22 protein-coding genes are annotated in these 21,984 nt (G+C 60.4%); 14 read left to right on the top strand and 8 right to left on the bottom strand.

Annotated elements, in window-relative coordinates:
• Window positions 1-90: 90 nt before the first annotated feature.
• Together BM132_RS03460 and BM132_RS03455 are read left to right on the top strand one after the other, a co-directional pair.
• Entirely contained in the window at window positions 91-1,167 is a 1,077-nt protein-coding gene (locus tag BM132_RS03460) for an aromatic ring-hydroxylating oxygenase subunit alpha (protein ID WP_092397958.1), read from the top strand.
• Window positions 1,164-2,114 carry a PDR/VanB family oxidoreductase gene (locus BM132_RS03455; RefSeq protein ID WP_092453282.1) on the top strand — a complete coding sequence of 317 codons (951 nt, stop codon included), beginning with the start codon at window positions 1,164-1,166 and terminating at the stop codon, window positions 2,112-2,114. The genes BM132_RS03460 and BM132_RS03455 overlap by 4 nt, the downstream gene beginning before the upstream one ends.
• A 62-nt stretch (window positions 2,115-2,176) precedes the next feature.
• Here BM132_RS03455 and BM132_RS03450 read toward each other — a convergent pair whose 3' ends face one another.
• The 4 genes from BM132_RS03450 to BM132_RS03435 form a co-directional block, all read right to left on the bottom strand.
• Entirely contained in the window at window positions 2,177-2,890 is a 714-nt protein-coding gene (locus BM132_RS03450) for a GntR family transcriptional regulator (RefSeq protein WP_092453280.1), read from the bottom strand.
• A gap of 215 nt (window positions 2,891-3,105) precedes the next feature.
• Complete coding sequence (locus BM132_RS03445; protein WP_092398576.1) at window positions 3,106-4,974, bottom strand: feruloyl-CoA synthase; 1,869 nt, start codon at window positions 4,972-4,974, stop codon at window positions 3,106-3,108.
• A gap of 142 nt (window positions 4,975-5,116) precedes the next feature.
• On the bottom strand, window positions 5,117-6,565 hold the full coding sequence (locus BM132_RS03440; RefSeq protein ID WP_092453279.1) for an aldehyde dehydrogenase: 1,449 nt from the start codon (window positions 6,563-6,565) through the stop codon (window positions 5,117-5,119).
• 106 nt (window positions 6,566-6,671) lie between these two features.
• Complete coding sequence (locus BM132_RS03435; RefSeq protein ID WP_003202420.1) at window positions 6,672-7,502, bottom strand: p-hydroxycinnamoyl CoA hydratase/lyase; 831 nt, start codon at window positions 7,500-7,502, stop codon at window positions 6,672-6,674.
• Window positions 7,503-7,717: 215 nt separating this feature from the next.
• Here BM132_RS03435 and BM132_RS03430 point away from each other — a divergent pair, with 215 nt between their 5' ends.
• The 9 genes from BM132_RS03430 to BM132_RS03390 all read left to right on the top strand — a co-directional run bounded on the left by BM132_RS03430 (window position 7,718) and on the right by BM132_RS03390 (window position 14,621).
• Window positions 7,718-8,206 (top strand): MarR family winged helix-turn-helix transcriptional regulator, encoded by a 489-nt coding sequence (locus BM132_RS03430; protein WP_092453276.1) that lies wholly within the window; start codon window positions 7,718-7,720, stop codon window positions 8,204-8,206.
• A 57-nt stretch (window positions 8,207-8,263) separates the two neighbouring features.
• Entirely contained in the window at window positions 8,264-8,827 is a 564-nt protein-coding gene (gene pnuC / locus BM132_RS03425) for a nicotinamide riboside transporter PnuC (protein WP_047226535.1), read from the top strand.
• Window positions 8,824-9,348, top strand: coding sequence for an AAA family ATPase (locus tag BM132_RS03420; protein WP_092397948.1), 525 nt, complete (start codon window positions 8,824-8,826; stop codon window positions 9,346-9,348). The genes pnuC and BM132_RS03420 overlap by 4 nt, the downstream gene beginning before the upstream one ends.
• Window positions 9,349-9,668: 320 nt before the next feature.
• Window positions 9,669-10,118, top strand: a complete 450-nt coding sequence (locus BM132_RS03415; protein WP_092453273.1) for a hypothetical protein — start codon at window positions 9,669-9,671, stop codon at window positions 10,116-10,118.
• 1 nt (window position 10,119) lies between these two features.
• Complete coding sequence (locus BM132_RS03410) at window positions 10,120-10,698, top strand: adhesin (RefSeq protein ID WP_092397944.1); 579 nt, start codon at window positions 10,120-10,122, stop codon at window positions 10,696-10,698.
• A 63-nt stretch (window positions 10,699-10,761) separates the two neighbouring features.
• Window positions 10,762-11,745 carry a heme utilization protein gene (locus tag BM132_RS03405; RefSeq protein ID WP_092397942.1) on the top strand — a complete coding sequence of 328 codons (984 nt, stop codon included), beginning with the start codon at window positions 10,762-10,764 and terminating at the stop codon, window positions 11,743-11,745.
• Between the two features lie 65 nt (window positions 11,746-11,810).
• On the top strand, window positions 11,811-12,491 hold the full coding sequence (locus BM132_RS03400) for a C39 family peptidase (RefSeq protein ID WP_092397940.1): 681 nt from the start codon (window positions 11,811-11,813) through the stop codon (window positions 12,489-12,491).
• 59 nt (window positions 12,492-12,550) lie between these two features.
• Window positions 12,551-13,297 carry a hypothetical protein gene (locus BM132_RS03395; protein ID WP_092397938.1) on the top strand — a complete coding sequence of 249 codons (747 nt, stop codon included), beginning with the start codon at window positions 12,551-12,553 and terminating at the stop codon, window positions 13,295-13,297.
• A gap of 46 nt (window positions 13,298-13,343) precedes the next feature.
• Window positions 13,344-14,621: a transporter gene (locus tag BM132_RS03390; RefSeq protein ID WP_092453270.1), complete on the top strand. Its 1,278-nt coding sequence runs from the start codon at window positions 13,344-13,346 to the stop codon at window positions 14,619-14,621.
• A 118-nt stretch (window positions 14,622-14,739) separates the two neighbouring features.
• Here BM132_RS03390 and BM132_RS03385 read toward each other — a convergent pair whose 3' ends face one another.
• A complete protein-coding gene (locus BM132_RS03385) occupies window positions 14,740-16,065 on the bottom strand; it encodes a sigma-54 dependent transcriptional regulator (protein ID WP_092453267.1) in 1,326 nt (441 codons plus the stop codon).
• A 340-nt stretch (window positions 16,066-16,405) separates the two neighbouring features.
• On the opposite strand from BM132_RS03385, the gene BM132_RS03380 reads away from it, so the two are divergent.
• Both BM132_RS03380 and BM132_RS03375 read left to right on the top strand, forming a co-directional pair.
• Window positions 16,406-16,672 (top strand): hypothetical protein, encoded by a 267-nt coding sequence (locus BM132_RS03380; protein ID WP_092397932.1) that lies wholly within the window; start codon window positions 16,406-16,408, stop codon window positions 16,670-16,672.
• Window positions 16,673-16,858: 186 nt separating this feature from the next.
• Window positions 16,859-18,148, top strand: a complete 1,290-nt coding sequence (locus tag BM132_RS03375; protein ID WP_092453264.1) for a hypothetical protein — start codon at window positions 16,859-16,861, stop codon at window positions 18,146-18,148.
• Between the two features lie 13 nt (window positions 18,149-18,161).
• Here the strand turns inward: BM132_RS03375 and BM132_RS03370 are convergent, their stop codons facing one another.
• From BM132_RS03370 to gnd, 3 genes are read right to left on the bottom strand one after another with little or no spacing between them, the layout of a single operon-like run.
• Complete coding sequence (locus BM132_RS03370) at window positions 18,162-18,983, bottom strand: HAD family hydrolase (RefSeq protein ID WP_092453890.1); 822 nt, start codon at window positions 18,981-18,983, stop codon at window positions 18,162-18,164.
• A complete protein-coding gene (gene zwf, locus BM132_RS03365) occupies window positions 18,976-20,499 on the bottom strand; it encodes a glucose-6-phosphate dehydrogenase (protein WP_092453261.1) in 1,524 nt (507 codons plus the stop codon). The genes BM132_RS03370 and zwf overlap by 8 nt, the downstream gene beginning before the upstream one ends.
• Complete coding sequence (gnd, locus tag BM132_RS03360; RefSeq protein WP_256244141.1) at window positions 20,496-21,500, bottom strand: phosphogluconate dehydrogenase (NAD(+)-dependent, decarboxylating); 1,005 nt, start codon at window positions 21,498-21,500, stop codon at window positions 20,496-20,498. Before gnd ends, zwf begins: the two co-directional genes overlap by 4 nt.
• Before the next feature lie 250 nt (window positions 21,501-21,750).
• Here gnd and BM132_RS28415 point away from each other — a divergent pair, with 250 nt between their 5' ends.
• A complete protein-coding gene (locus BM132_RS28415; protein WP_171061379.1) occupies window positions 21,751-21,924 on the top strand; it encodes a DUF6026 family protein in 174 nt (57 codons plus the stop codon).
• Window positions 21,925-21,984: the final 60 nt, after the last annotated feature.

Here is a 21,984-nt window from a genome sequence, read left to right as displayed (position 1 = left end):
TCTGCAAAACCGCCAAAAATATTGACAACAGAAATAGTTAAGAGAGTTAATGGATCCATAAGCACAACAATGTCCGTACGGAGATCCGTCATGTACCCCAAGAACACCTGGTATGTCGCCTGCACCCCTGATGAACTCGCTGACAAACCGCTGGGCCGCCAGATATGCGGTGAGAAAATGGTTTTTTACCGCGGTCATGAAGGCCAAGTTGTCGCTGTGGAAGATTTCTGCCCCCATCGCGGCGCCCCGCTCTCTTTGGGCTATGTCGAAAACGGTAACCTGGTGTGCGGCTATCACGGGCTGGTGATGGGGTGCGATGGCAAGACCGTCGAAATGCCAGGGCAACGGGTGCGAGGGTTCCCTTGCAACAAGACCTTTGCGGTGCAGGAGCGTCATGGGTTTATCTGGGTCTGGCCCGGTGACCAGGCCTTGGCTGACCCGACGCTAATCCATCATCTTGAATGGGCCGAAAGTGACGAGTGGGCTTACGGCGGCGGCCTGTTCCATATCCAGTGCGATTACCGCCTCATGATCGACAACCTGATGGACCTGACCCACGAAACCTACGTGCACGCTTCCAGCATCGGCCAGAAGGAAATCGACGAGGCGCCGCCGGTGACCACGGTCGAAGGTGACGAAGTGGTCACCGCCCGGCACATGGAAAACATCATGGCCCCGCCTTTCTGGCGCATGGCCTTGCGTGGCAACAACCTGGCCGACGACGTGCCGGTGGACCGCTGGCAGATCTGCCGTTTCACCCCGCCCAGCCATGTGCTGATCGAAGTTGGCGTGGCCCATGCCGGCAAGGGCGGGTATCACGCCGCGCCGCAGTTCAAGGCATCCAGCATCGTGGTGGACTTCATCACCCCGGAAACCGAGACATCCATCTGGTACTTCTGGGGCATGGCCCGACACTTCCAGCCGCAGGACGAAGCGCTGACCGCCAGCATTCGCGAGGGCCAGGGCAAGATTTTCAGCGAAGACCTGGAAATGCTCGAGCGTCAGCAACGCAACTTGCTGGATCACCCACAACGCAGCCTGCTCAAGCTCAATATCGATGCCGGCGGCGTGCAGTCGCGTCGGGTGCTGGACCGTTTGATTGCCCGCGAGCGCGAGCCGCAAGCGGGATTGATTGCCAGCACCCATCAGGGGGAGCAACGAGCATGATTGAAGTCCAGGTCACGGCGCGGCACAACGAAGCCCAGGACATCTGCAGCTACGAGCTGACGAGTGTCGACGGCCAGCCTTTACCGGCGTTCACCGCCGGTGCCCATATCGACGTACACCTGCCCAACGGCATGATTCGTCAGTATTCGCTGTGCAATCATCCCGAGGAACGGCATCGCTACCTCATCGGGGTGCTCAAGGATGTGACGTCTCGAGGCGGTTCGCGCAATTTGCATGAACAGATTCTGCCTGGCGCGCGCCTGCTGATCAGCGAACCGCGCAACTTGTTCCCCCTCGCCCCAGAGGCCCGACGCAGCTTGCTGTTTGCCGGAGGCATCGGTATCACGCCAATCCTGTGCATGACCGAACAGCTGGCCCAGAGCGGTGCGGCGTTCGAGCTGCATTACTGCGCCCGATCCAGGGAGCGGGCAGCGTTTGTCGAACGCTTGCGCCGGTCACCCTATGCCGATCGAGTGTTCCTGCATTTTGATGAAGAACCCGAAACCATGCTGGACGCCGCTCGAGTGCTGGCCGCGCCTGGTGACGATGTGCACCTTTATGTGTGCGGCCCCGGCGGTTTCATGCAGCATATACTCGATACCGCCAGGGCCCTGGGCTGGCAGGAAACCTGTGTGCACCGCGAGTATTTCGCCGCAGCGCCCACCGACACCCGCGCGGATGGCAGCTTCTCGGTGAAAGTCGCCAGCAGCGGCCAGGTCTTCGAAGTACCCGCCGACCGAAGCGTGGTCCAGGTGCTGGAAAGCCACGGCATCGAGATTCCGATTTCCTGCGAACAGGGCGTGTGCGGCACCTGCCTGACGCGTGTGCTGGAAGGTGTGCCGGAGCACCGGGACATGTTTTTGACCGAGGCTGAACAGGCTTGCAACGACCAGTTCACGCCGTGCTGCTCCCGCTCGAAGACGCCACTTCTGGTGTTGGATATCTGACCCAAAACGCAGTGGCCAGAGCCTGTGAGAGCACCGTTTTGCTCCCACAGGCGTATGCGTGCTCACTGCGACCGAACAATCACCTTCATCCGCTCATCAGCCAACGTCGAGCCGAACACCTCGGCATAACGCAAAGTCGCATTGGCATGTTCGCGCATGATTGCCTCGGCGCGGGCGCCCTGGCGATGGATCAGCGCATCGAACACTGAGTGGTGCTGCATGTGGGCGTAGTTGAAGCGGCGAAACTCGCCGGCCATGTTCTGGCGATCCACCGCCAGGGCGGTGACTGAGGCAAATGGCAGGTGATCGTTGCGCGCCAGGGCATCGGCAATCGCCGGATTATGGCTGCCCTCGACGATCACCTGATGAAAGCGCATGTTCAAGTCGTGATAGACCTCAAGGTCGTCCTCGGTTACATAGCCCTTGGCAAACAGTTCGTCGCCCTGCACCAGGCACTGTTCAAGTGCCGCTCGCCCCTCTTCGGATAAGCCACGCTCGGCCGTTTGCCGCGCGGCCAGGCCTTCGAGCACACCGCGCACTTCCACGGCTCCGGCGATTTCCTCGGCACTGACCGAGCGCACCTGGAATCCGCGACCACCGAAGCGCACCAGCAGCCCTTCCTGCTCCAGGGTACGAAACGCCATGCGCACCGGCATTCGCGAAACACCGAACAACTCAGCCGTGGGAATTTCCATCAAGCGCTCACCACCCGCCAGCTCGCCTGAGGCGATCATCCTGCGCAATGCGACCAGCACCATTTGGCCGGGCTTACTCATCCAGGTTCTTCCAGAGAAAACAGAGTCGCCATAGTAGAAGGCTTGGGACGGGGTGTCACGACGGGGGCAGGCCAATCGAAGAAGAATCAGGCTCAGGAAAGTCCTGTGGGAGCAAGGCTTGCCCGCGATGGCGGTAGATCAGCCAACATTGATGCCAACTGATCCATCGCCATCGCGGGCAAGCCTTGCTCCCACAGGTCTTGTATCAGGACCGACTAGTTCGCCCGCAGGATCGATGGATCTTCGCCGCGGTACAGCGCCTCGACTTGCGCCGCGCGCCATTGCAGCACCGCCCGTTGGTTGATCGAGCCCTTGTCCGTGATTTCACCACGATCGATAGAGGCCGGTTCATCGAGCAAGGCAATCCACTCCACGCGGCTGGCGTTGCCGCTCGCCTCGCGGTTAAGCCGTTGCAGCCAATCGGCGAACCATTGGCGTACCGGTGGGCTGGCCAAGACCTCGGCATCGCTGGCGCTCGGGGACAGGCCTGACAAACGCCGGCATTCAGCCAGCCGTGGGAACACCAGCGCGCCCAGGCATTCGCGATCCGGCGCGGTCACCACCAGGTCCTGGACGTACGGGGTCCCCTCCAGCACCGCCCGGTTGCGCAACGGCCCGACACTGACGAACACCCCGGAGGACAGCTTGAAGTCCTCGGCTATCCGTCCGTCAAACATCAAACCCAGTTGCGGATCATTGGGATCGGCCAACTTGATCGCATCGCCCGAACAATAAAATCCGTCTTCGTCGAACACCTCAGCGGTCTGCTGCGGCGAGCGCCAGTAGCCGGGCATGATGTGCGGTCCGCGAAAGCGGCCTTCAAACTTGCCGTCCACCGGCACCAGCCGCACCTCGCAGCCGGGTGCCGGCAAGCCGATGTAACCGGCCATGGACAACGGTCCGGTGGTGAAAGTACAGGACGGCGACGCCTCCGTCATGCCCAGCCCGGCCATCATGCGGATGCGCTCACCGCAATGCTGTTCGGCGACCTTGTCGAGCCGATCCCACGTACTTTGGGACAGACCCGCTGCCGCAAAAAAGAACAGGCTGATGCGCTCGAAGAAACGCTCGCGCAACTCGCCGTCCTGTTCCAGGGCACTGACCAACTCTTCCCAGCCTTTGGGCACCGTCAGGTACGCAGTGGGAGAAATCTCCTTGAGGTTGCGCAAGGTTTCGGCGAAGCCCTGGGCGGTGGGCTTGCCGTCGTCCAGGTAAAACGTGCCGCCGTTGTACAACACGATGCCGACGTTGTGACTGCCACCGAATGTATGGTTCCACGGCAACCAATCCACCAATACCGGCGGCGCTTCACCGAACACCGGAAAGGTCTGCAAGAGCATTTGCTGGTTGGCGCAGAGCATGCGTTGGGTAGTGATCACAGCCTTGGGCAACTTGGTGGAGCCCGAGGTGAAGAGGAACTTGGCAATGCTGTCCGGCCCGGTGGCGGCAAAGGCCCGCTCGGCCTCAATACCACCGGGTTGCGCCAGCAGGCTGGCAAAGCTTGCCCTGGACCTTGCGGCCATTTCGCCGCGTACTGTGATCAAGGGAATGTCCGCCGGCAGCACCGCATTGATCGCCCGCTCAAACGGCGCAGCCTCGCTGACAAACACCAACCCCGGCTGCAACAGATCGCAAACGTGGCGCAGCTTGGCGAAATCCTGGGACAACAATGAATAGGCCGGCGACACCGGGCAATAGGGGATCCCGGCGTACATCGCGCCAAGGGCCATTTGCAGATGCTCGATGTCATTACCCGATAGCAGCGCCAGGGGCTTTTCGGCTGACAAGCCATAGCTCAACAGGCCTTGCGCGATGGCCCGCACACTGTCGAGCATCTGGGCATAGCTGACTCGCCGCCAGTCCCCGCCCGCCTGGCGGGCGGCAATGAAGGTCTGTTGCGGGCGCACCTGGGCCCAATGCACCAGGCGATCGAGCAAACGCGTCGGCAACGCAGCCAACGGCTCCAGGGAGCGCATGTGCAGGATGCCCTGCTCTTCTCTGACTTCAACGGCTGGATGACCAATCGACACCTGGCGATAGCGCCCGGGGCTGGCTCGGGAGGACGATCTGAACTCAACACTCACGTACATTTCCTCCATCAAGGCACGCCGAACCCACACGAAGCGAGCGGAGCGTGGCAGCATCTGGCTGCGGCCTTGTTATTGTTATGTCTGGCCTGCATCGGGCCGGCGATGTCCACGCGCCACCGCCCGCATGCGACGGATATCAGATCGGGTAATGCCGGGCGCCGTTCTGCATCGTCACCCAGCGCAACTGGGTGAAATGCTCGATGGACGCCTTGCCGCCAAAACTGCCGTAACCGCTGGACTTGACCCCACCGAAGGGCATCTGCGCCTCGTCGTGCACGGTCGGACCATTGATGTGGCAGATGCCCGACTCGACCCGTTGAGCCAAGGCCAACGCCCGAGTGGTATCGCGGCTGAAAATGGCTGCCGAAAGGCCGAATTCGGAATCATTGGCCAAGCGCAACAAGGCTTCGTCGCCTTCACCCCGCAGCAACACCGCCACCGGCCCGAAAGACTCTTCGCGGTACAGGCGCATGTCTGGAGTAATGCCGTCGAGCAAGGTCGGCTGCAGAATGCTGCCGTCCAGTTGCCCTCCCGCCACCAGCGTCGCGCCTTTGGCCAAGGCATCGTCGATCAACCCCTTGATACGCTGGCCGGCACTGACGTCTACCAGCGAACCCAATACCGAATCACCGGCCGCAGGATCACCGGCACGCAAGGTGGCGATCTTGGCGCTCAGCTTGGAAACAAAGGCATCGGCCACGCTGGCATCGACGATCAGCCGCTCGGTGGACATGCAAATCTGCCCCTGATTGAAGTACGCCCCGAAGGCGGCGGCTTCTACCGCTGCATCCAGGTCAGCGTCATCGAGCACCAGCAACGGCGCCTTGCCGCCCAGTTCCAGTAATGCCGGCTTTAGGTGGCGCGCCGACAGTTCGCCAACGATGCGCCCGACATGGGTCGAGCCGGTGAAATTGACACGGCGTACCGCCGGGTTGGCGATCAGCCGCGCGACAATGGCCGGCGCATCTGCCGGGGCATTGCAGATGACGTTGACCACGCCATCGCCCAGCCCGGCGTCCTGCAATACCTGGCCAATCAAGCGGTGCACCGCCGGGCTGATTTCAGAAGCCTTGAGCACCACGGTGTTGCCGCAGGCCAGAGGCATGGCGATGGCGCGGGTGGCGAGAATCACCGGGGCATTCCACGGCGCGATACCCAGCACCACGCCACACGGCTGACGCAAGGCCATGGCAAAACTGCCGGGCACATCCGAAGGAATGATTTCGCCATTGATCTGGGTGGTCATGGACGCAGCTTCGCGCAGCATATTCGCCGCCAGATGCACGTTGAAACCGTACCAGTTGGCCATGGCACCCGTCTCGCCGGCAGCGGCAATGAACTCGCCAGTGCGCGCCTGCAACTGCTCGGCGGCACGCAGCAGACGCGTGCGCCGCTCATTGGGCGCCAACGCTGCCCAGGCGGGAAACGCAGCTTGCGCGGCGGCCACGGCGGCGTCGGCATCCTCCAGCGTGGCAGCCGCCACACGGGAGACCACTTCACCGGTTACCGGATTGCAACGCTCGAAAGTCCGACCGTCACGGGCGGGGCACGACTGGCCGCCGATCAACAGGGGCACGTCCAGCATGGTGATTCCTCTTTATTGTCTTTATAGGGAACACATTCACAGTAGCGCCAAGGGCCTTTTAGCAACAGCCTGCGGGCACAGGATCGGCACCCGCCGCGCCGTTGTCTCAGCGTTTGTAGGTCTGCAACCCCGGCTTGATGCTCTTGTCGTCAAGGAACTGTTTCATCCCCTGTTCGCGACCACCCTCGGTGTCGAGCAGGCGCGACTGATCGAGCTTGGCGTACAGGTAATCCTCGTTTTGCTCCCAGGTCAGTTCGCGGCAGCGCTTGAACCCATGCTTGGCCGCTCGCAACACCACCGGGTTTTTCTCCAGCAGGTTACGCGCCAGCTCAACGGTGACTTCACGCAGTTGCGCCAGGGGCACGCTTTCGTTGACCAGTCCCATCTCGGCGGCTTTCTGCCCGCCAAAGGTCTTGCCGGTCATGATGTAGTACAGCGACTGACGATGGCCCACGGTATCGGCCATGGCCTTGCTGACCAGGTTGCCGGGCGGGATGCCCCAGTTGATTTCCGAAAGGCCGAAGGTCGCCTCGTCAGCGCAGATCGCCAGGTCACACGCAACCAGCGGGCTGAAGCCGCCACCGAAGCACCAGCCATTGACCATGGCAATGGTCGGTTTGGCGTACATGCGCAGCAGTTTCCATTGCCACTGGGAGGCTTCGCGACGGATTTTTTCTTGCAGGATTTCAGGCCCGGCATCCACTTCGCGGAAGTATTCCTTGAGGTCCATGCCAGCCGTCCAGGCATCACCGGCCCCGGTCAGCACCAGTACTCCGGCGGCCGGGTCCTGCTCCAGGGTTTCCAGCACGTCGATCATCTCGCGATTGAGCGTCGGACTCATGGCGTTGCGTTTTTCCGGGCGATTGAGGGTGACCCAGGCAATGCCTTCCTCGATGTCGACCTTGACCGTTTTCCAGCGACCTTCGTAATTGCTCATGGCGGGCGTGCTCTCTTGTTCTTGGCTGAAGATGAGCAAAAACTAAACTCGAAAACTAGTTATGTCAATTAACTATTAATCCATTTATCTGTATTTTCCCCAACGGACAGGACAAAGCGGCAATCACTATTTCGATCTCCACCATAGCCATCGCCCTTCAACCTCGGCAAAATGGATAGCCTTGTTAATCACTCACCTTGAGGATGCTCCCTCCGATGGCCAAGTCTTCCAAGCTTGCCGAACCCGCCGAGCCCCAGGCCAGCGGTACCGACGCACAGGCCCCGCTGGACTCCGCGCTGGATGATCTGATCGGTTACGCCCTGCGTCGCGCCCAATTGAAACTGTTCCAGAACCTGATCGGTCGACTCGCCATCCACGATCTGCGGCCCGCCCAATTTTCGGCCCTGGCGATCATCGACCAGAACCCTGGCCTGATGCAGACCGATCTGGCCAAGGCCCTGTCGATCGAACCGCCGCAGGTCGTGCCACTGTTGAACAAGCTGGAAAGCCGGGCACTGGCCGTGCGGGTGCGGTGCAAGCCCGACAAACGCTCCTACGGGATATTTTTGAGCAAAACCGGCGAAACCCTGCTCAAGGAACTCAAGCAAATCGCCGCACAGAGCGACCTGGACTCCACCTCAACCCTTGACGGTGCCGAGCGCGAAGAATTGCTGCGCCTGCTCAAGAAGGTTTACCAGTCATAGAAAAACTGGCGCCAGCGTTTACAATCGCCGCCTTCTTCTACTACCCAAGGAACCGCCATGTCCGGGCTTGAACTGTTTGCCGCAGCCCTCGGCGTGATCGCTGTCTGGTTGACCGTCAAGCAGAACCCCTGGTGCTGGCCGATCGGCCTGGTCATGGTGCTGCTCTATAGCTGGATCTTCTTCGAAGTGAAGCTGTACTCGGACATGTTGCTGCAGTGTGTCTACGCCGTACTGCAACTTTATGGCTGGTACCAATGGACTCGTGCGGGGCAGCATCATGAGGGGCGACAAATCACCCGCCTGGGCGCTCCTTCAGTATTGCGTGGCCTGGCGGTCGGCGCGGCAGGCAGCCTGATGCTGGGCGCGGCAATGGCGCACTGGACCGACGCCGCCCAACCCTGGCTCGACGCCGCGCTCACCGGTTTCAGTCTCGTGGCCCAGTGGTGGATGGCGCAAAAACGCGTGCAATGCTGGCCGCTGTGGATCGCCCTGGACATCATCTTCGTGGGCTTGTTCATCTATAAGGACCTGTACCTGACCGCTGCGCTCTACGCCTTGTTCACCCTGTTGGCCGTACAGGGCTGGCGCGAATGGCGCGCCGACCCGGTCCTGCGCACATGAAGGTCATGGTGCTCACCGGGCCGGAGTCCAGCGGCAAGAGCTGGCTGGCGGCGCAGTTGCAGGAGCACTTCGGCGGCTTGCGGGTGGACGAATACGTTCGCCACTTCATGGAGCAGAATCCGCGTCAGACCCGCCTGTCGGACATCACCGATATCGCCGCAGGACAGTTGGCCTGGGAAGACGCGGCCCGCGCCTGTAAACCACCGTTGTTGATCCTCGACACCCACCTGTTGAGCAACATCCTCTGGAGCCAAACCCTGTTCGGCGACTGCCCAAGCTGGCTGGAGCCGGCCTTGCTGGCGCGCCATTACGACTTGCACCTGCTGCTGAGTCCGCAACAGGTCGAATGGACTGGCGACGGCCTGCGCTGCCAACCCGAACTGGAAGACCGAATGAGGTTTTTCGAGGCTATCGAGCAGTGGCTGGTTCGGCATCAGCAACCCTTGCAGGTCATTGAAGGCGATTGGGCGCAACGTCGGGAACGGGTGTTTGCAACCGTGACTCGACTGCTCCAAGCCTGATTCACCCATCTGTTTGTACCACTCTTGAAACACCCAGGTCGTGGCAAACCCGGCTCCAGAGCACCTAGATGGTTTTTCCGTTGCCTTTGTCAGGTTCTTGAAACACCTGCTTGCGAAGCCTTGAACCAGAGCCAAGCGATAGCGCCCGGCCATTAGCCTCTATCGGCCTGTCTCACGAATGAAACAGTCGCCAGGCGCAATTCCACTGAAACATACCAACCCATTGAATTTGATAGACTTTTTATAAGCGGCACAACACCTGCTCTTCCTCCTTCGCACCGCTGGACCAAGGCCAGCCCACCGAAGAAGGAATCGATGCCGTGGGGACTTTCAATAGAAGTTTGACCTGCCTGCTGTTGATCGGCTGCGCCACCGGCGCGACGTTCAGCCTCCCCGTGCAGGCCGAGGGCAACGGCGTCATTGTGCTCACCCGTGACGTCCAACCCGTTCATATCGGTCGCAACGGTGGCAAAGACCCCTACCCGAGCACCGTCAACGCCAACCCATCTGATCGAGTCAATCAAGCGACCGCCAGCATCGAGCTGAGCGACGGCGAATTCGCCAACGTTGCCAGCGGCTCGTCGATCCGCAACGCCGTCAACCCGAACAACACCGGGGTGCAAGGTCTGAACGTCGTGACCAACCCCAACGGCCTGCCGGGCATGCGCGCCGGTCACGGTGGCGGCAGCGGTGGTGCCATCTCCGGCACGATCAACCGTTCGCTGAGTTCCGGCTTGGCCCCGTTGGGTCGGCTGGGCGGAGGTCAGTGACATGAAAGCAGCCCTGTTTCTATTTGCCCTGCTCGGCTCGTCCACCGTGTTCGCCGATCCGGGCGTGGCGGTGATCAGTAACGCCAACCTGCAGGATTCCGGCAGCCGCTATACCGGCAACTTCAACGTCAACCAGGCCGCTGGCGATCAGACCCAGCAGACCAACACCCGGGCCATCGCCATCGGTACCCACGCACAGGCCACCACCGACGTGCGTCAACGGCTGGATACAGCGGCCAACCCGTCGGTGAACGCAACGGCCCGCATCGGCGGCAGTTCATTTAGCAACGGCAACGGAGTGCTGGGCGTTAACCAGTCCGCCGGTGCCAACAACCAGATGGCCAATGTCATGCGGGTGGGTATCAGTGCCCGGCCGCAGAGCATCGACGATAGCGCCCTTTCTCAGCAGAACGTGGCGTTGCTACCAAACTCAGGAGCAACTGGCACCCCAACCGGCAGTCGCCAGGTCGTCACCAGCGACCAGGCCTTCACCGGCAGCCGAGGGGTCATCCAGGTGAACCAGAGTGCCGGGGTGGGAAACCGCATGGCTAACACCCTGAGCATCCGGGTCGCTGACTGATCCGGAAACAGTGCGCATAAGAAAGTACTGACACTTAACCAACGACACGCAAGGAGAAACACCATGAAACCAACAATGGCACTCAAACCATTGGTTTTTGCTCTCGCCGCTGTCATGGCAATGGCCGCACAGGCCGATGGAAACGGACGTGGCAATGGGCACGGTAACGGGCACGGCAATCACGGTCCGAAAGGCCCGTCGTTTGAGCAACTGCTCTCGATCACCGCAGGGGCTGGCGCAGCCGTGCTGGATGTGCAGAACAGCGACGGCAACGTGGTGACCAACCAGGCCACCCGCAACACCGCCGAAGCCGCTGACTCGCTCAATGGCAGCAACGGCAATATGGGCGCCAACATCGCCGCCGGCGACGGCAACCAGCAGGACAATGCCGCAGCCATCGCCACCGCTGACGAAGCATTCATCTTCGGCTCGGCTGTCGCTGCCTCCAGCGCCATGCAGGTCAATAACAATAACTATGTCAAAAACAACTCGACCCGAAACAACGCCTCGCTCACCAATGCGGGCAACAACGGCTCCGGCAACATCGGCATCAACGTGACCGCCGGTAACTTCAACCAACAGAAAAACAACCTGGCCATTGCTGTATCGGGTGGACGTGTCGCCGAAGCCGCGGCCGCGGCCGATCAGTCCTCCACAGGCCTTGTGGTCGACAACAAGGGCGTAAGAACCTACAAAACCGACACCCTTACCAGCACCTATGCCGCTTCCGGCACGTTCAAGGCCAAAGGCACCGGCACCGTCGAAGACGACAACCATGGCGGCTGGGGCAACAGAGGCGGCTACGGCGGCGGTCACGATGACGACAAGTTCAAGTTCTCCGCCGTGGGCACCTTCGAACTGGCCGGCAGCAACACTCAGCAAGTGCTGACCCGCGATGGCTGGAAAAACCCTGTCATCAACAACGCTACCATGACCAACTCCATGAACGGCTTCTCCGGTAACGGCGGCGCCAACGTGTCGGCGGGCGTGGGCAACCAGCAAAGCAACTCGCTGTCCATTGCAGCCGGTTGCAGGGCTTGCATGTAAGCGCGATCGAAACGAAGCCCCGGAAACGGGGCTTCTTTCCCAGGTGTGCATAAGGCGTATCGATCATGCGAGCGGCAGCCCTTTCTCTGCTCCTTTGTCTGGCCGGCGTGGCTGAAGCTGCGCAGATGCCGGTCGCCGCCCTACCCGGCGGCATGTTGGTCTACAAGCCAGTACAGAGTGTGCGCGAGCGCAAGTTCAGCGACATCGTCGAGCAGAAAACCGATTTCAGTTGCGGCGCCGCCGCGCTGGCCACGGTACTGCGCCAGGCCTATTGGCTTGACGTGGATGAAGAGCACGTCATCAAGGGCATGCTGGTCAAAGCCGACCATGACCTGGTCCGCACCCAGGGATTTTCCATGCTCGATATGAAGCGCTACGTGGAAAGCATCGGCATGCGCGCCCGGGGCTACCGGATACCGCCGGAAAAGCTCGAGGCAGTGACAATTCCGGTGGTGGTCCTGATGGACATCCGTGGCTACAAGCACTTCGTGGTATTGCAGCGAGCCGACCAGCAATGGGTCTATATCGCCGACCCTGTACTGGGGCACAAGCGCTACGCCCATGATGATTTCGTCAAAGGCTGGAACGGCATCGTGTTTGCCATCGTCGGCCCGGGTTACGACAAGACCAACGCACTGCGCACCCCTCCGCAACCGCTGACGGCGCGCAACAAACTGGACGGGTTCAACCCGGTCAAAGATGCAGAGCTGATGGATTTTGGCTTCATACAGAGCGACTTTTTCTAATCGCCGACCAATCGCCAACGATAAGTACAAAAAGGAGCAGGAAGCTCCGGGAGCAGCACATGAAAACTTCACGCTGGCTGGCGTTTGCCGGCCTTGCCGCGGCTGTGTCGGGCCATGCCCACGCCGGATTCAAACCCATCGAAGTCAAGGATCAGGAGCTTGCCGAACTGCGTGGACGCTATGTCATGCCCGGCCGGGTCATCAGCTTCGGCATCGTCATGAGCAGCACCTGGCGCAACGCCAGTGGCGACCTGATCGGCGCGAGCAGTTCCATGCAGATCCAGGCGGCCACCGTCAAACCCCAATTCTATGTCTCAACGATCAAGCAGACCGGCAATGGCCAGGCCCCGCAACAGGGCAGCGGCAACATTGTCGGTGGCGCGGGCCTGGCGGGCGGCCAGGGTGTGACCCAGAGCGTACGCGCCGCGGGTGATGGCAACTCCGCCTACAACAACGTCAGCATCAACGTCAGGGAAAGCAACCAGGCCCCCGCTCTGGTGCCTGCTCAAGGCCAGTTGCTGAGCAAAGGCCAAACCATCAGCGGCAGCAACGCCGCCGGCAGTGTCGCGGTCACCGCCACCGGCAGCGGCGTGCAGATGGCGATCCAGGCCAATCACAACCAGGGTAGTTCTCTGCAACAAGTAGCCCAGGGCGGCTTGCTGCAAAACACTCGCTTGCTGGGTAACAGCAACCTGGTCAACAACATGACGCAACTCAACGTGGTTTTGAACAACAACGGCCTCAGCGCCGGAGCTTTGGACTGCAACCTGACCCAGCTGCGCGGACTGCGCAATCTCGGATATTGAACTACGCTGCCTTGCGACCACTGGGCAAATAGGGACGGCATATTTCATGTATCGATCCGTATCGTTGCGCGCTGTGATGTGCGTAAGCACTCTTTTACCGGCGCCCCTGCTGCAAGCAGCACCTGACGCCGACATTCAAGCTCTGAAGCAGGAGCTTCTCGAGCTCAGACAACGATACGAGGTCCAGCAAAGAGCCCTGGCGATACTCGAGCAGCGAGTTCGCCAGGTCGAGGATCAACCCGCTGCTCCCGCGCCCAAGCGTTTGGCCAAATCCCCGGCCGACATGAAAGGCAACCAGAATGCGGCGGGCGGCGCAGCGGCCGGTGGCAGCGGTTACGGGCAGTCCCTGGCCGATGATTCACAACCGGCCCAGAGTGTCTCCAACCTCTATGACGAGGCCAGCGGCTTTTTTGGCGGTGGCAAGTTCAGCTTCGAAACCGGCGTGACTTATTCGCGCTACGACACACGACAATTGATTCTGAACGGCTTCCTGGCCCTGGACTCGATTTTCCTGGGCAACATCAACCTGGACAGGATCAAGGCCGACACTTGGACCCTGGACCTCACCGGCCGTTACAACTTCGACAATCGCTGGCAGTTCGATCTCAACGTACCGGTGGTCTACCGCGAATCCACCTATCAGTCCGGCGGTGCCAACCAAGGCGCGGCTGGGGTGACCAGCGAAGAAACCGTTACCCGCGATCCCACCATCGGTGACGTCAACTTCGGCATCGCCTACAAGTTCATGGATGAATCGATCAACAGCCCGGACGCGGTGCTCACGCTACGCGTCAAGGCCCCCACCGGCGAGGAGCCGTTTGGCATCAAGCTGCGCCAGTCCCAGGCCAACACCAACCTGTTCGTGCCTGAAGACCTGCCCACCGGCAACGGCGTATGGTCGATCACACCCGGGATCTCGCTGGTCAAGACCTTCGACCCGGCAGTGCTGTTCGGCAGCCTTTCCTACACCCATAATTTCGAAGAGTCCTTCGACGACATAAGCTCCACCGTCAACCAGAGGATACCGGGCAAGGTGCGGATCGGCGACAGCTTCCAGATCGGTGCGGGCATTGCCTTCGCGCTGAACGAGAAGATGAGTATGTCGTTCTCGGTTTCCGACCTCATCCAAAAGAAAAGCAAGCTCAAACAGGACGGCGGGGATTGGGAGTCGGTGGTCTCCAGCGACGCCAATGCCGGCTATTTCAACATCGGCATGACCGTAGCCGCCAGCGACAACCTGACCATCGTGCCCAACCTGTCCATCGGTCTGACCGACGATGCGCCGGACTTCACCTTTAGCCTGAAATTCCCCTATTACTTCTGATGCAGTCCTTGCGGGAGCGAGCCTGCTCGCGATAGCGGTCGATCAGTTAACTGTTTGTGACTGACACAGCGCTATCGCGAGCAGGCTCGCGCTCGCATTGACGCGTGCAGGGCTTGATTCAGCGGATTTGATGCTTGTGCAGCAGCCGGTAGAACGTCGGCCGGGATATGCCCAGCACGCGGGCAGCAACACTCAGGTTGTCACTGTGCCGGTTAAGTACATCACTCAGCGCCTGACGCTCAGCACGGGTCTTGTAATCTTCAAGGGTGCCCATCGGCGCCACCGGCCCTTGATGGCCGGTCAGGCCAAGGTCCATCGCTTCAATCTGCCGCCCCTCGGCCAACACCAGGCCGCGACGTACCCGATTGGCCAGCTCACGCACATTACCCGGCCAGTCATGCTTACCCATGGCCACCAACGCGTCTTCACTGAAACTGCGAGGTCGACGTCCGGTTTCCTGACTGTAGAAATGCGAGAAGTGGCTGGCCAGCATCGACAAATCGCCATGGCGTTCACGCAACGGCGCCATCAGCACCTGCAGCACGTTCAAGCGATAATACAGGTCTTCACGAAACAGCTTGTGATCGATGGCGGCTTCCAGATCCACATGGGTGGCGGCCAAAATCCGCACATCGACGGCGATCGGCTGGCTGCCCCCGACCCGCTCGATGTGTTTCTCCTGCAGGAAACGCAACAGATTGGCCTGTAGCTCCAACGGCAGGTCACCAATCTCATCCAGAAACAGGGTGCCGCCGTGCGCCGCTTCGATCCGCCCGATCTTGCGCTGATGGGCCCCCGTGAAAGCACCTTTCTCGTGCCCGAACAATTCCGACTGGATCAAGTGCTCCGGTATCGCGCCACAATTGATGGCAATGAACGGTTTGTTGCGCCGATGGGATTGGCGATGCAGCGTGCGCGCCACCAGTTCCTTGCCGGTGCCGCTTTCACCGCGAATTAACACTGGCGATTCGGCAGGTGCCAATTTGCTCAACAACTTGCGCAGCTCCCGAATGGGTTTGCTGTCACCCAGTAATTCATGTTCAGGCTCATTGACGTGAATCGAGCCCTGTCCGCGCAAACGCGCCATGCCAAAGGCGCGGCCCAGGGTCACCTGAACCCGGGACACATCGAATGGCAAGGTATGGAAATCAAAAAACCATTCGCAGACAAAGTCTCCGACATTCTTCAGGCGCAGCACTTCCTGATTCAGCACGGCGATCCACTCGGTGCCGCTGCGGCTGATCAACTCCTTGACCGCCTCCGGCCGTTCCAGGTGAAAAGGCTGAAGTCGCAACAGCCCGACGTCACACGTTCGATCACCCGCATGCTCAAGGGAACAGCTCTCCACGTCCCAACCAATGGTGCGTAATCCGGGCAACAGGCGATGGCAATCATCGCAGGGATCAACCACGAGCAGACGACGCGACGTACTGGCTTCGATCATGACTGATCCTTGGCGCCAAAATAAGGAATATGAGGAAAAACAGTCGTTTGGCGAACCTGCATGTAACAGTAGCAAGAAGTTGACACCTGCTTGTATCAATTGATTATCGGGTTCGCTTTAAAGTGGTTATAAGGGCGCGTTTGGTTAGTTGTCGCCCGCTTGAATCTTTCATCAAGCTTTCAAACAAAAGTCCAAAAGCCGGGTCTGAAAGAAAATCGAAATTTATTTAAGGAATGTGTGACCTGCCCCCCCTTACAAGACATCAGTACAAGTAACCAGCCGCCCGGTACGCCCAACCGACGGCACATCATTTGATTGGGCATACTTGAGAGATAACGCCATGAACGCCCCGCTCCGTATCAACGAAGCTCTTCTGATTGCCGACCGCGCCTTTCGTCCTTTTCAATGCGTGGCCTGGGCTCCACAAGACGGTAATGGTGAACTGAGCCTGACCGTCATTGACCGCACCAATACTCATATTGGCCGTACTCAGATTCCAAGCAGTGCCTACACCGACCCGGCCCAACTGGCTGACTGGTTGAAACAGGCCCGTGCCGAGTTGAGCCAGGAAGGCTACACCCTGCAATCCTGGTCCATGCCTGAGTAAATCCTTGCCGGTAACCTGATGATGGATTGCAGGCTTTGCACTGGGTCGAAAAGCCAGTGTTCTGGCACGATTCGCTGCTGTTTCTGCAGAGTCTGACAGTTGTGCATTGTCACATTCAGGGATTGAATGTTGCCCTCATGCAGTCGGCGCCCCTCCGGGCTTATCGACACGCAAGGAGAGGCATGCATGCTCGATCAATCCGCGTTTGCAATGCCGACGACCGCAGCCTGTGCCGGCCATCTCGACCCAGGCTTTGCCGATAACGGTAAAGCCTGGTTGCATTTCACCGGTAACCTCGGGAGTCTGACCACGGGCCTGACGGTCGATCATGCCGGAAGAATCCTGGTGGCAGCCCGGATCGAAACGACCGAGGGCAGCCGGTTCGGGCTTGCACGGCTCAACCACGACGGTTCGGCTGACGCGGGCTTCGGACACCATGGCTATGTGATCGGCTCTTTTGAGCGCGGCTTCGAAGCCACGGCGGGCAAGGTGATGGAATTACCCGACGGCCGTATCCTGCTGTCCGGCCTGCACTACGAAAACACCGACCGCACCCTGCCCGCCATCGCGCTGTTCGATCAGCAGGGCCGCGCCGTTCAAAGCTTCGGCAGCGCCGGGCAGCAGGTCATACGGCTGTGCGGCAATCTCTCCCAAGGTCTGCGCGATACGTGGCTCCCACCCGGCGTACCGGGCCTTGAAGCCTGTGACATGCGGGTGCAGGCCGATGGCCGGATCCTCATCCTCGCCAATCATCATTACCAACTATCTGACCATGTCGGCATCCTGATCCGGCTCCTGCCGGACGGCGCATTGGACACTTCGTTCAACAACCGCGGCTTTGTGATGGTCCGGCATCTGTTGAAAAACACTTGGCTGGGTTGTGTGGCGCTTCAGGCCGACGGCAGCATCGTGGTCGGCGGAGTGATTGACTTGCCCCAACAAGGTCTGATGGCCCGCTATGATCCCAGCGGCACACTGGATGACAGCTTTGGCGAGGACGGTTTCCTGTCCATCACGACTGAGCAGCACAGCGTAATGGTCAGCCAGATCGTCCAACTTCCAGACGGTGATCTGCAAGCGTTGGGCAGCAGCCGCGACCCGATGCATTGCCTGTCGTTAAGAGTGGGCAGCGACGGCAAACCGGACCCTCGCTGCAACCAAGGACAGTGTCAGCTCCTGAAATTTGGCAACAGCGCCAGTCAGTGGACGGCGGCCCAGCTTCAAGCGGACGCAAAGCTGGTGACCGCCGGTGCCACCATCGGCGGCATCGAAACTGACTTCGTTCTGGCCCGACACTTGCCGGACGCCAGCCTCGACCCGGATTTCGCTGAGGGCAGAGGTTGGGTCCGCACTCGACTGGGCTACAGCCTCGACACCGCCACATCCCTGGCTCTGCAGGCAGACGGGAAGATCCTGGTGGGCGGCTATTCTCTGCATGGCAAGTATCAGGCGGTGGTGGTGCGGTACCGGCCCTGAGGATTTGCGTGGTTCATCGAGCCAGAATGAATCGCTCGATTGCCAGCGCCGCGCCGTCTTCGGTATTGGCTGCGGTGATGACATCGGCCTGACGCTGAATCGCCTCCTCCGCCTGCCCCATGGCAATCGACAACCCCGCACGGTGAAACATCGCCGGATCGTTGCCACCGTCGCCCATGGCGGCGGTCTGTTCCAACGGCACCCCGAGGAAGGCGGCCAGGGTCGCCAGCGCTTCACCCTTGTTTGCCCGCATCGCCGTCACATCCAGATAGATCGGTTGCGAACGCGAGACCTGAGCCTGCCCCTTGAGCAGCGGATGCAAGCGCGCCTCCAGCTCAACCAGCAGCTGCGTGTTGGGGCTGGTGGCAACGATCTTGTCGATACGTTCCAGGTAAGGCTCGAAACTCTCGACTTGCACCGGCGGATAGCCAAGCCCGCGCGTCTCCACCGGCACCATCGGACCGTTAGCGTCGCGCACCAGCCAGTCACCGTCGGCAAACACCCAGACCTCGATAGCAGGCTGGTCGGCGTACAAGGCCAGCGTCGCCAAAGCCGCCTCAGGTGGCAGGTAGTGTACGGCGAGGAAACTGCCGTCCGGGTGGACCAGCGTACCGCCATTGAACGCGGCGGTAGGCAGGTCCACGCCCAAGGCTTCGATCTGCTGCAACATCGCCCGGGGCGGCCGCCCGGTGGCGAGGCTGAACATCACGCCCGCCTCGCGCAGCGAGCGAACGGCCTCGATGGTGCGCTGGTTGAGACTGTGGTCAGGCAGCAGCAGCGTGCCGTCCATGTCACTGAGCAAAAAACGGATGGGGTGTTTCACCTGATCACTCATCGAGCGCATGCCAAACGCGGCCATCGCGTGTCAGCAGATCATCTGCGGCCGACGGACCATCTTCACCGGCTTTGTAGAACTGGAGCGTCGCGTCCTGTTGCCAGGCATCGAGGAACGGCTGGACCGCACGCCAGCCGTTTTCAATGTTGTCGGCACGCTGAAACAAGGTCTGATCGCCGGTCAGGCAGTCGTAGATCAAGGTTTCGTAACCCGTGGACGGTTGCATTTCGAAGAAGTCCTTGTAGGCAAATCCCAGTTCAATATTCGCCATGTCGAGGGTCGGCCCCGGCCGCTTGGCCAGCAGGTCGAACCACATGCCTTCATTGGGCTGGATCTGGATTCTCAAGTACGTGGGTTGCAGTTCATCGACTTCGGTATCGCGAAACTGCGCGTAAGGCGCCGGTTTGAAGCAGATGACAATTTCCGTGTCCCGCACACTCATGCGTTTGCCTGTGCGCAGGTAAAACGGCACCCCGACCCAACGCCAGTTATCGATCATCACCTTGAGGGCGACGTAGGTTTCGGTGCTGCTGTCGGGCGCAACATTGGCTTCCTCGCGGTAACCGTTGACCGCTACGCCGCCGACCTGGCCTGCGGTGTACTGGCCACGCACCGAGTTGGCGCGGGCCTGCTCCACCGACCAGGGGCGAATGGCCCCGACCACCTTGGCTTTTTCGCCACGCACCGCATCGGCGCCAAAGGCGGCCGGCGGTTCCATGGCCACCATCGCCAACAACTGGAACAAGTGGTTGGGCACCATGTCCCGCAGGGCGCCGGTGTGTTCGTAGAAACTGCCACGGGTTTCCACGCCAACGGTTTCCGCGGCGGTGATTTGTACATGGTCGATGTAGTGATTGTTCCAGAAGGCCTCGAACAGGCTGTTGGAAAAACGGCTGACCAGAATGTTCTGAACCGTTTCCTTGCCCAGGTAATGGTCGATCCGGTAGATCTGTTTTTCGCTCATGACTTTGAGCAGGCAGGCATTGAGCGCTTCGGCGGTTGGCAGATCGGAACCGAACGGTTTCTCGATCACCACACGCCGGAAGGCATCGTCCTGTTCCTGAAGCAGCCCGGCCGCACCGAGGCGGCGGACCACTTCACTGAAAAAACGCGGCGCGGTCGCCAGATAGAAAACCGCGTTGCCGGTGCCACTGGCGGCGATTTTCGCCGCCAGTGCTTCGTAGGTGCTGTCATCGAGGAAGTCACCCTGAACGTAACTGATGCCCCGCGCCAGGCTGGCCCACAGCACCGGGTCGAGCGCCCGGTCGGCATCGCCGCCCTTGCTCGCCGCTTGGTGACGGATGAAATCCTCGAGTTTGCGGGCGAAGTCCACATCACTGATAGCGTTGTGGTCGACACCAATGATCTGCAGGCCATCTCCCAGCAGCCCGTCGCGACTGAGGTGGTACAGCGCCGGCATCAGCAGACGCTTGACCAGATCGCCATGGGCGCCGAACAGAAACAGCGTGGTCGGCGGCGCGGGTTCTGCCTTGGGTTTCCTGCCGATCGAGGTCATTTTTTCGGCGTCTCCACGTGGCCACCGAAGCCAAAGCGCATGGCCGATAGCATCTTGTCACCGTAGGTGCTCTGCTGGCGCGAGCGGAAACGGGCGAACAATGAACTGGAGAGCACCGGCACCGGAACCGCTTGCTCGATGGCCGCTTCGATGGTCCAGCGCCCTTCACCACTGTCGGCAACCTCACCGGAGAAGCCGTCCAGCTTCGGATCGCTGGCCAAGGCGTCGGCGGTCAAATCCAGCAGCCAGGACGACACCACACTGCCGCGACGCCAGACTTCGGCGATATCGGCCACATTCAAGTCAAATCGCTGCTCAGGTGGCAGGCTTTCGCTGGATTTGGTCTTGAGGATGTCAAAGCCCTCGGCGAAGGCCTGCATCATTCCGTATTCAATGCCGTTGTGGATCATCTTCACGAAATGCCCCGAACCGGCCGGGCCCGCGTGGATGTAGCCGCGTTCCGCGCGATCATCGTCAGACTTGCGGTCGCGGGTGCGCGGAATATCGCCCATCCCTGGTGCCAGGCTGTCGAACAAAGGGTCCAGGCGCTTCACCACTTCGGCGTCACCACCAATCATCATGCAATAACCGCGCTCCAGGCCCCAGACGCCGCCGGAAGTGCCGACGTCGATATAATTCAGGCCTTTGACCGACAACGCCTGCGCGCGACGGATGTCATCCTTGTAGTACGTGTTACCGCCATCGATGATGACGTCGCCCGGCTCCAGCAACTCGCTGAGAACGTTAATCGTGTCTTCGGTGGGGGCGCCGGCGGGCAACATGACCCAGACCGCCCGTGGTTTTTCCAGACCGGCCACCAGTTGCGGCAGATCCGCGACGCCCGTTGCGCCCTCCTGGCTCAGGTTTTCAACAAAGGCGGCATTGCGATCGTAGACGACGGTGGTGTGCCCATTGAGCATCAGGCGCCGCGCAATATTGCCGCCCATGCGGCCCAGTCCAATGATCCCGAGTTGCATGTGCTGATGCTCCCTACTACAAATAAAGGTGTGTCAAAGGTTTAGCTCAATCGACGAGTGGAGGTTAGTCCAGAGCATTGCTGCATAGTTTCCGGGTAATTCGAGCGATCACAAGGGATAACGCTCCAGATCCGGCCAAAGACACAGCGACCATGAAAAATAAAAAAGTTCCAATCACAAGCAAAAGAAATCAGAATCGGCGCCGATAGTAGAGGTGTCGACCAAATACTGGCGACATCTCTATAGTTGATGTACGCCATTTGCGAGGTGAGCAATGGACTCCGTAGTTACCGCACGTCCTCCCCAAACCCTTTACGTGACCATTCGTCGCGACGAATTACGCCTGCTTAAAGAAGAGCGTGATCTGCTGCTTGATGAGGTGACGCAATTGCGCATGCAGTTGCAACACTCCCAGCTGTCCCATCAGAGCCAGGCCCTGGCTCGGTAACCCCCGAGCAGAGGCGCGGCGCCGGAAGTGGCACTGGACAAACCGGTGTCATTTCCATGT

Source organism: Pseudomonas sp. NFACC45 (assembly GCF_900113505.1).
In the GTDB taxonomy this organism is placed as follows: domain Bacteria; phylum Pseudomonadota; class Gammaproteobacteria; order Pseudomonadales; family Pseudomonadaceae; genus Aquipseudomonas; species Aquipseudomonas tehranensis.
This window is presented reverse-complemented; position numbering and strand designations above follow the sequence as displayed.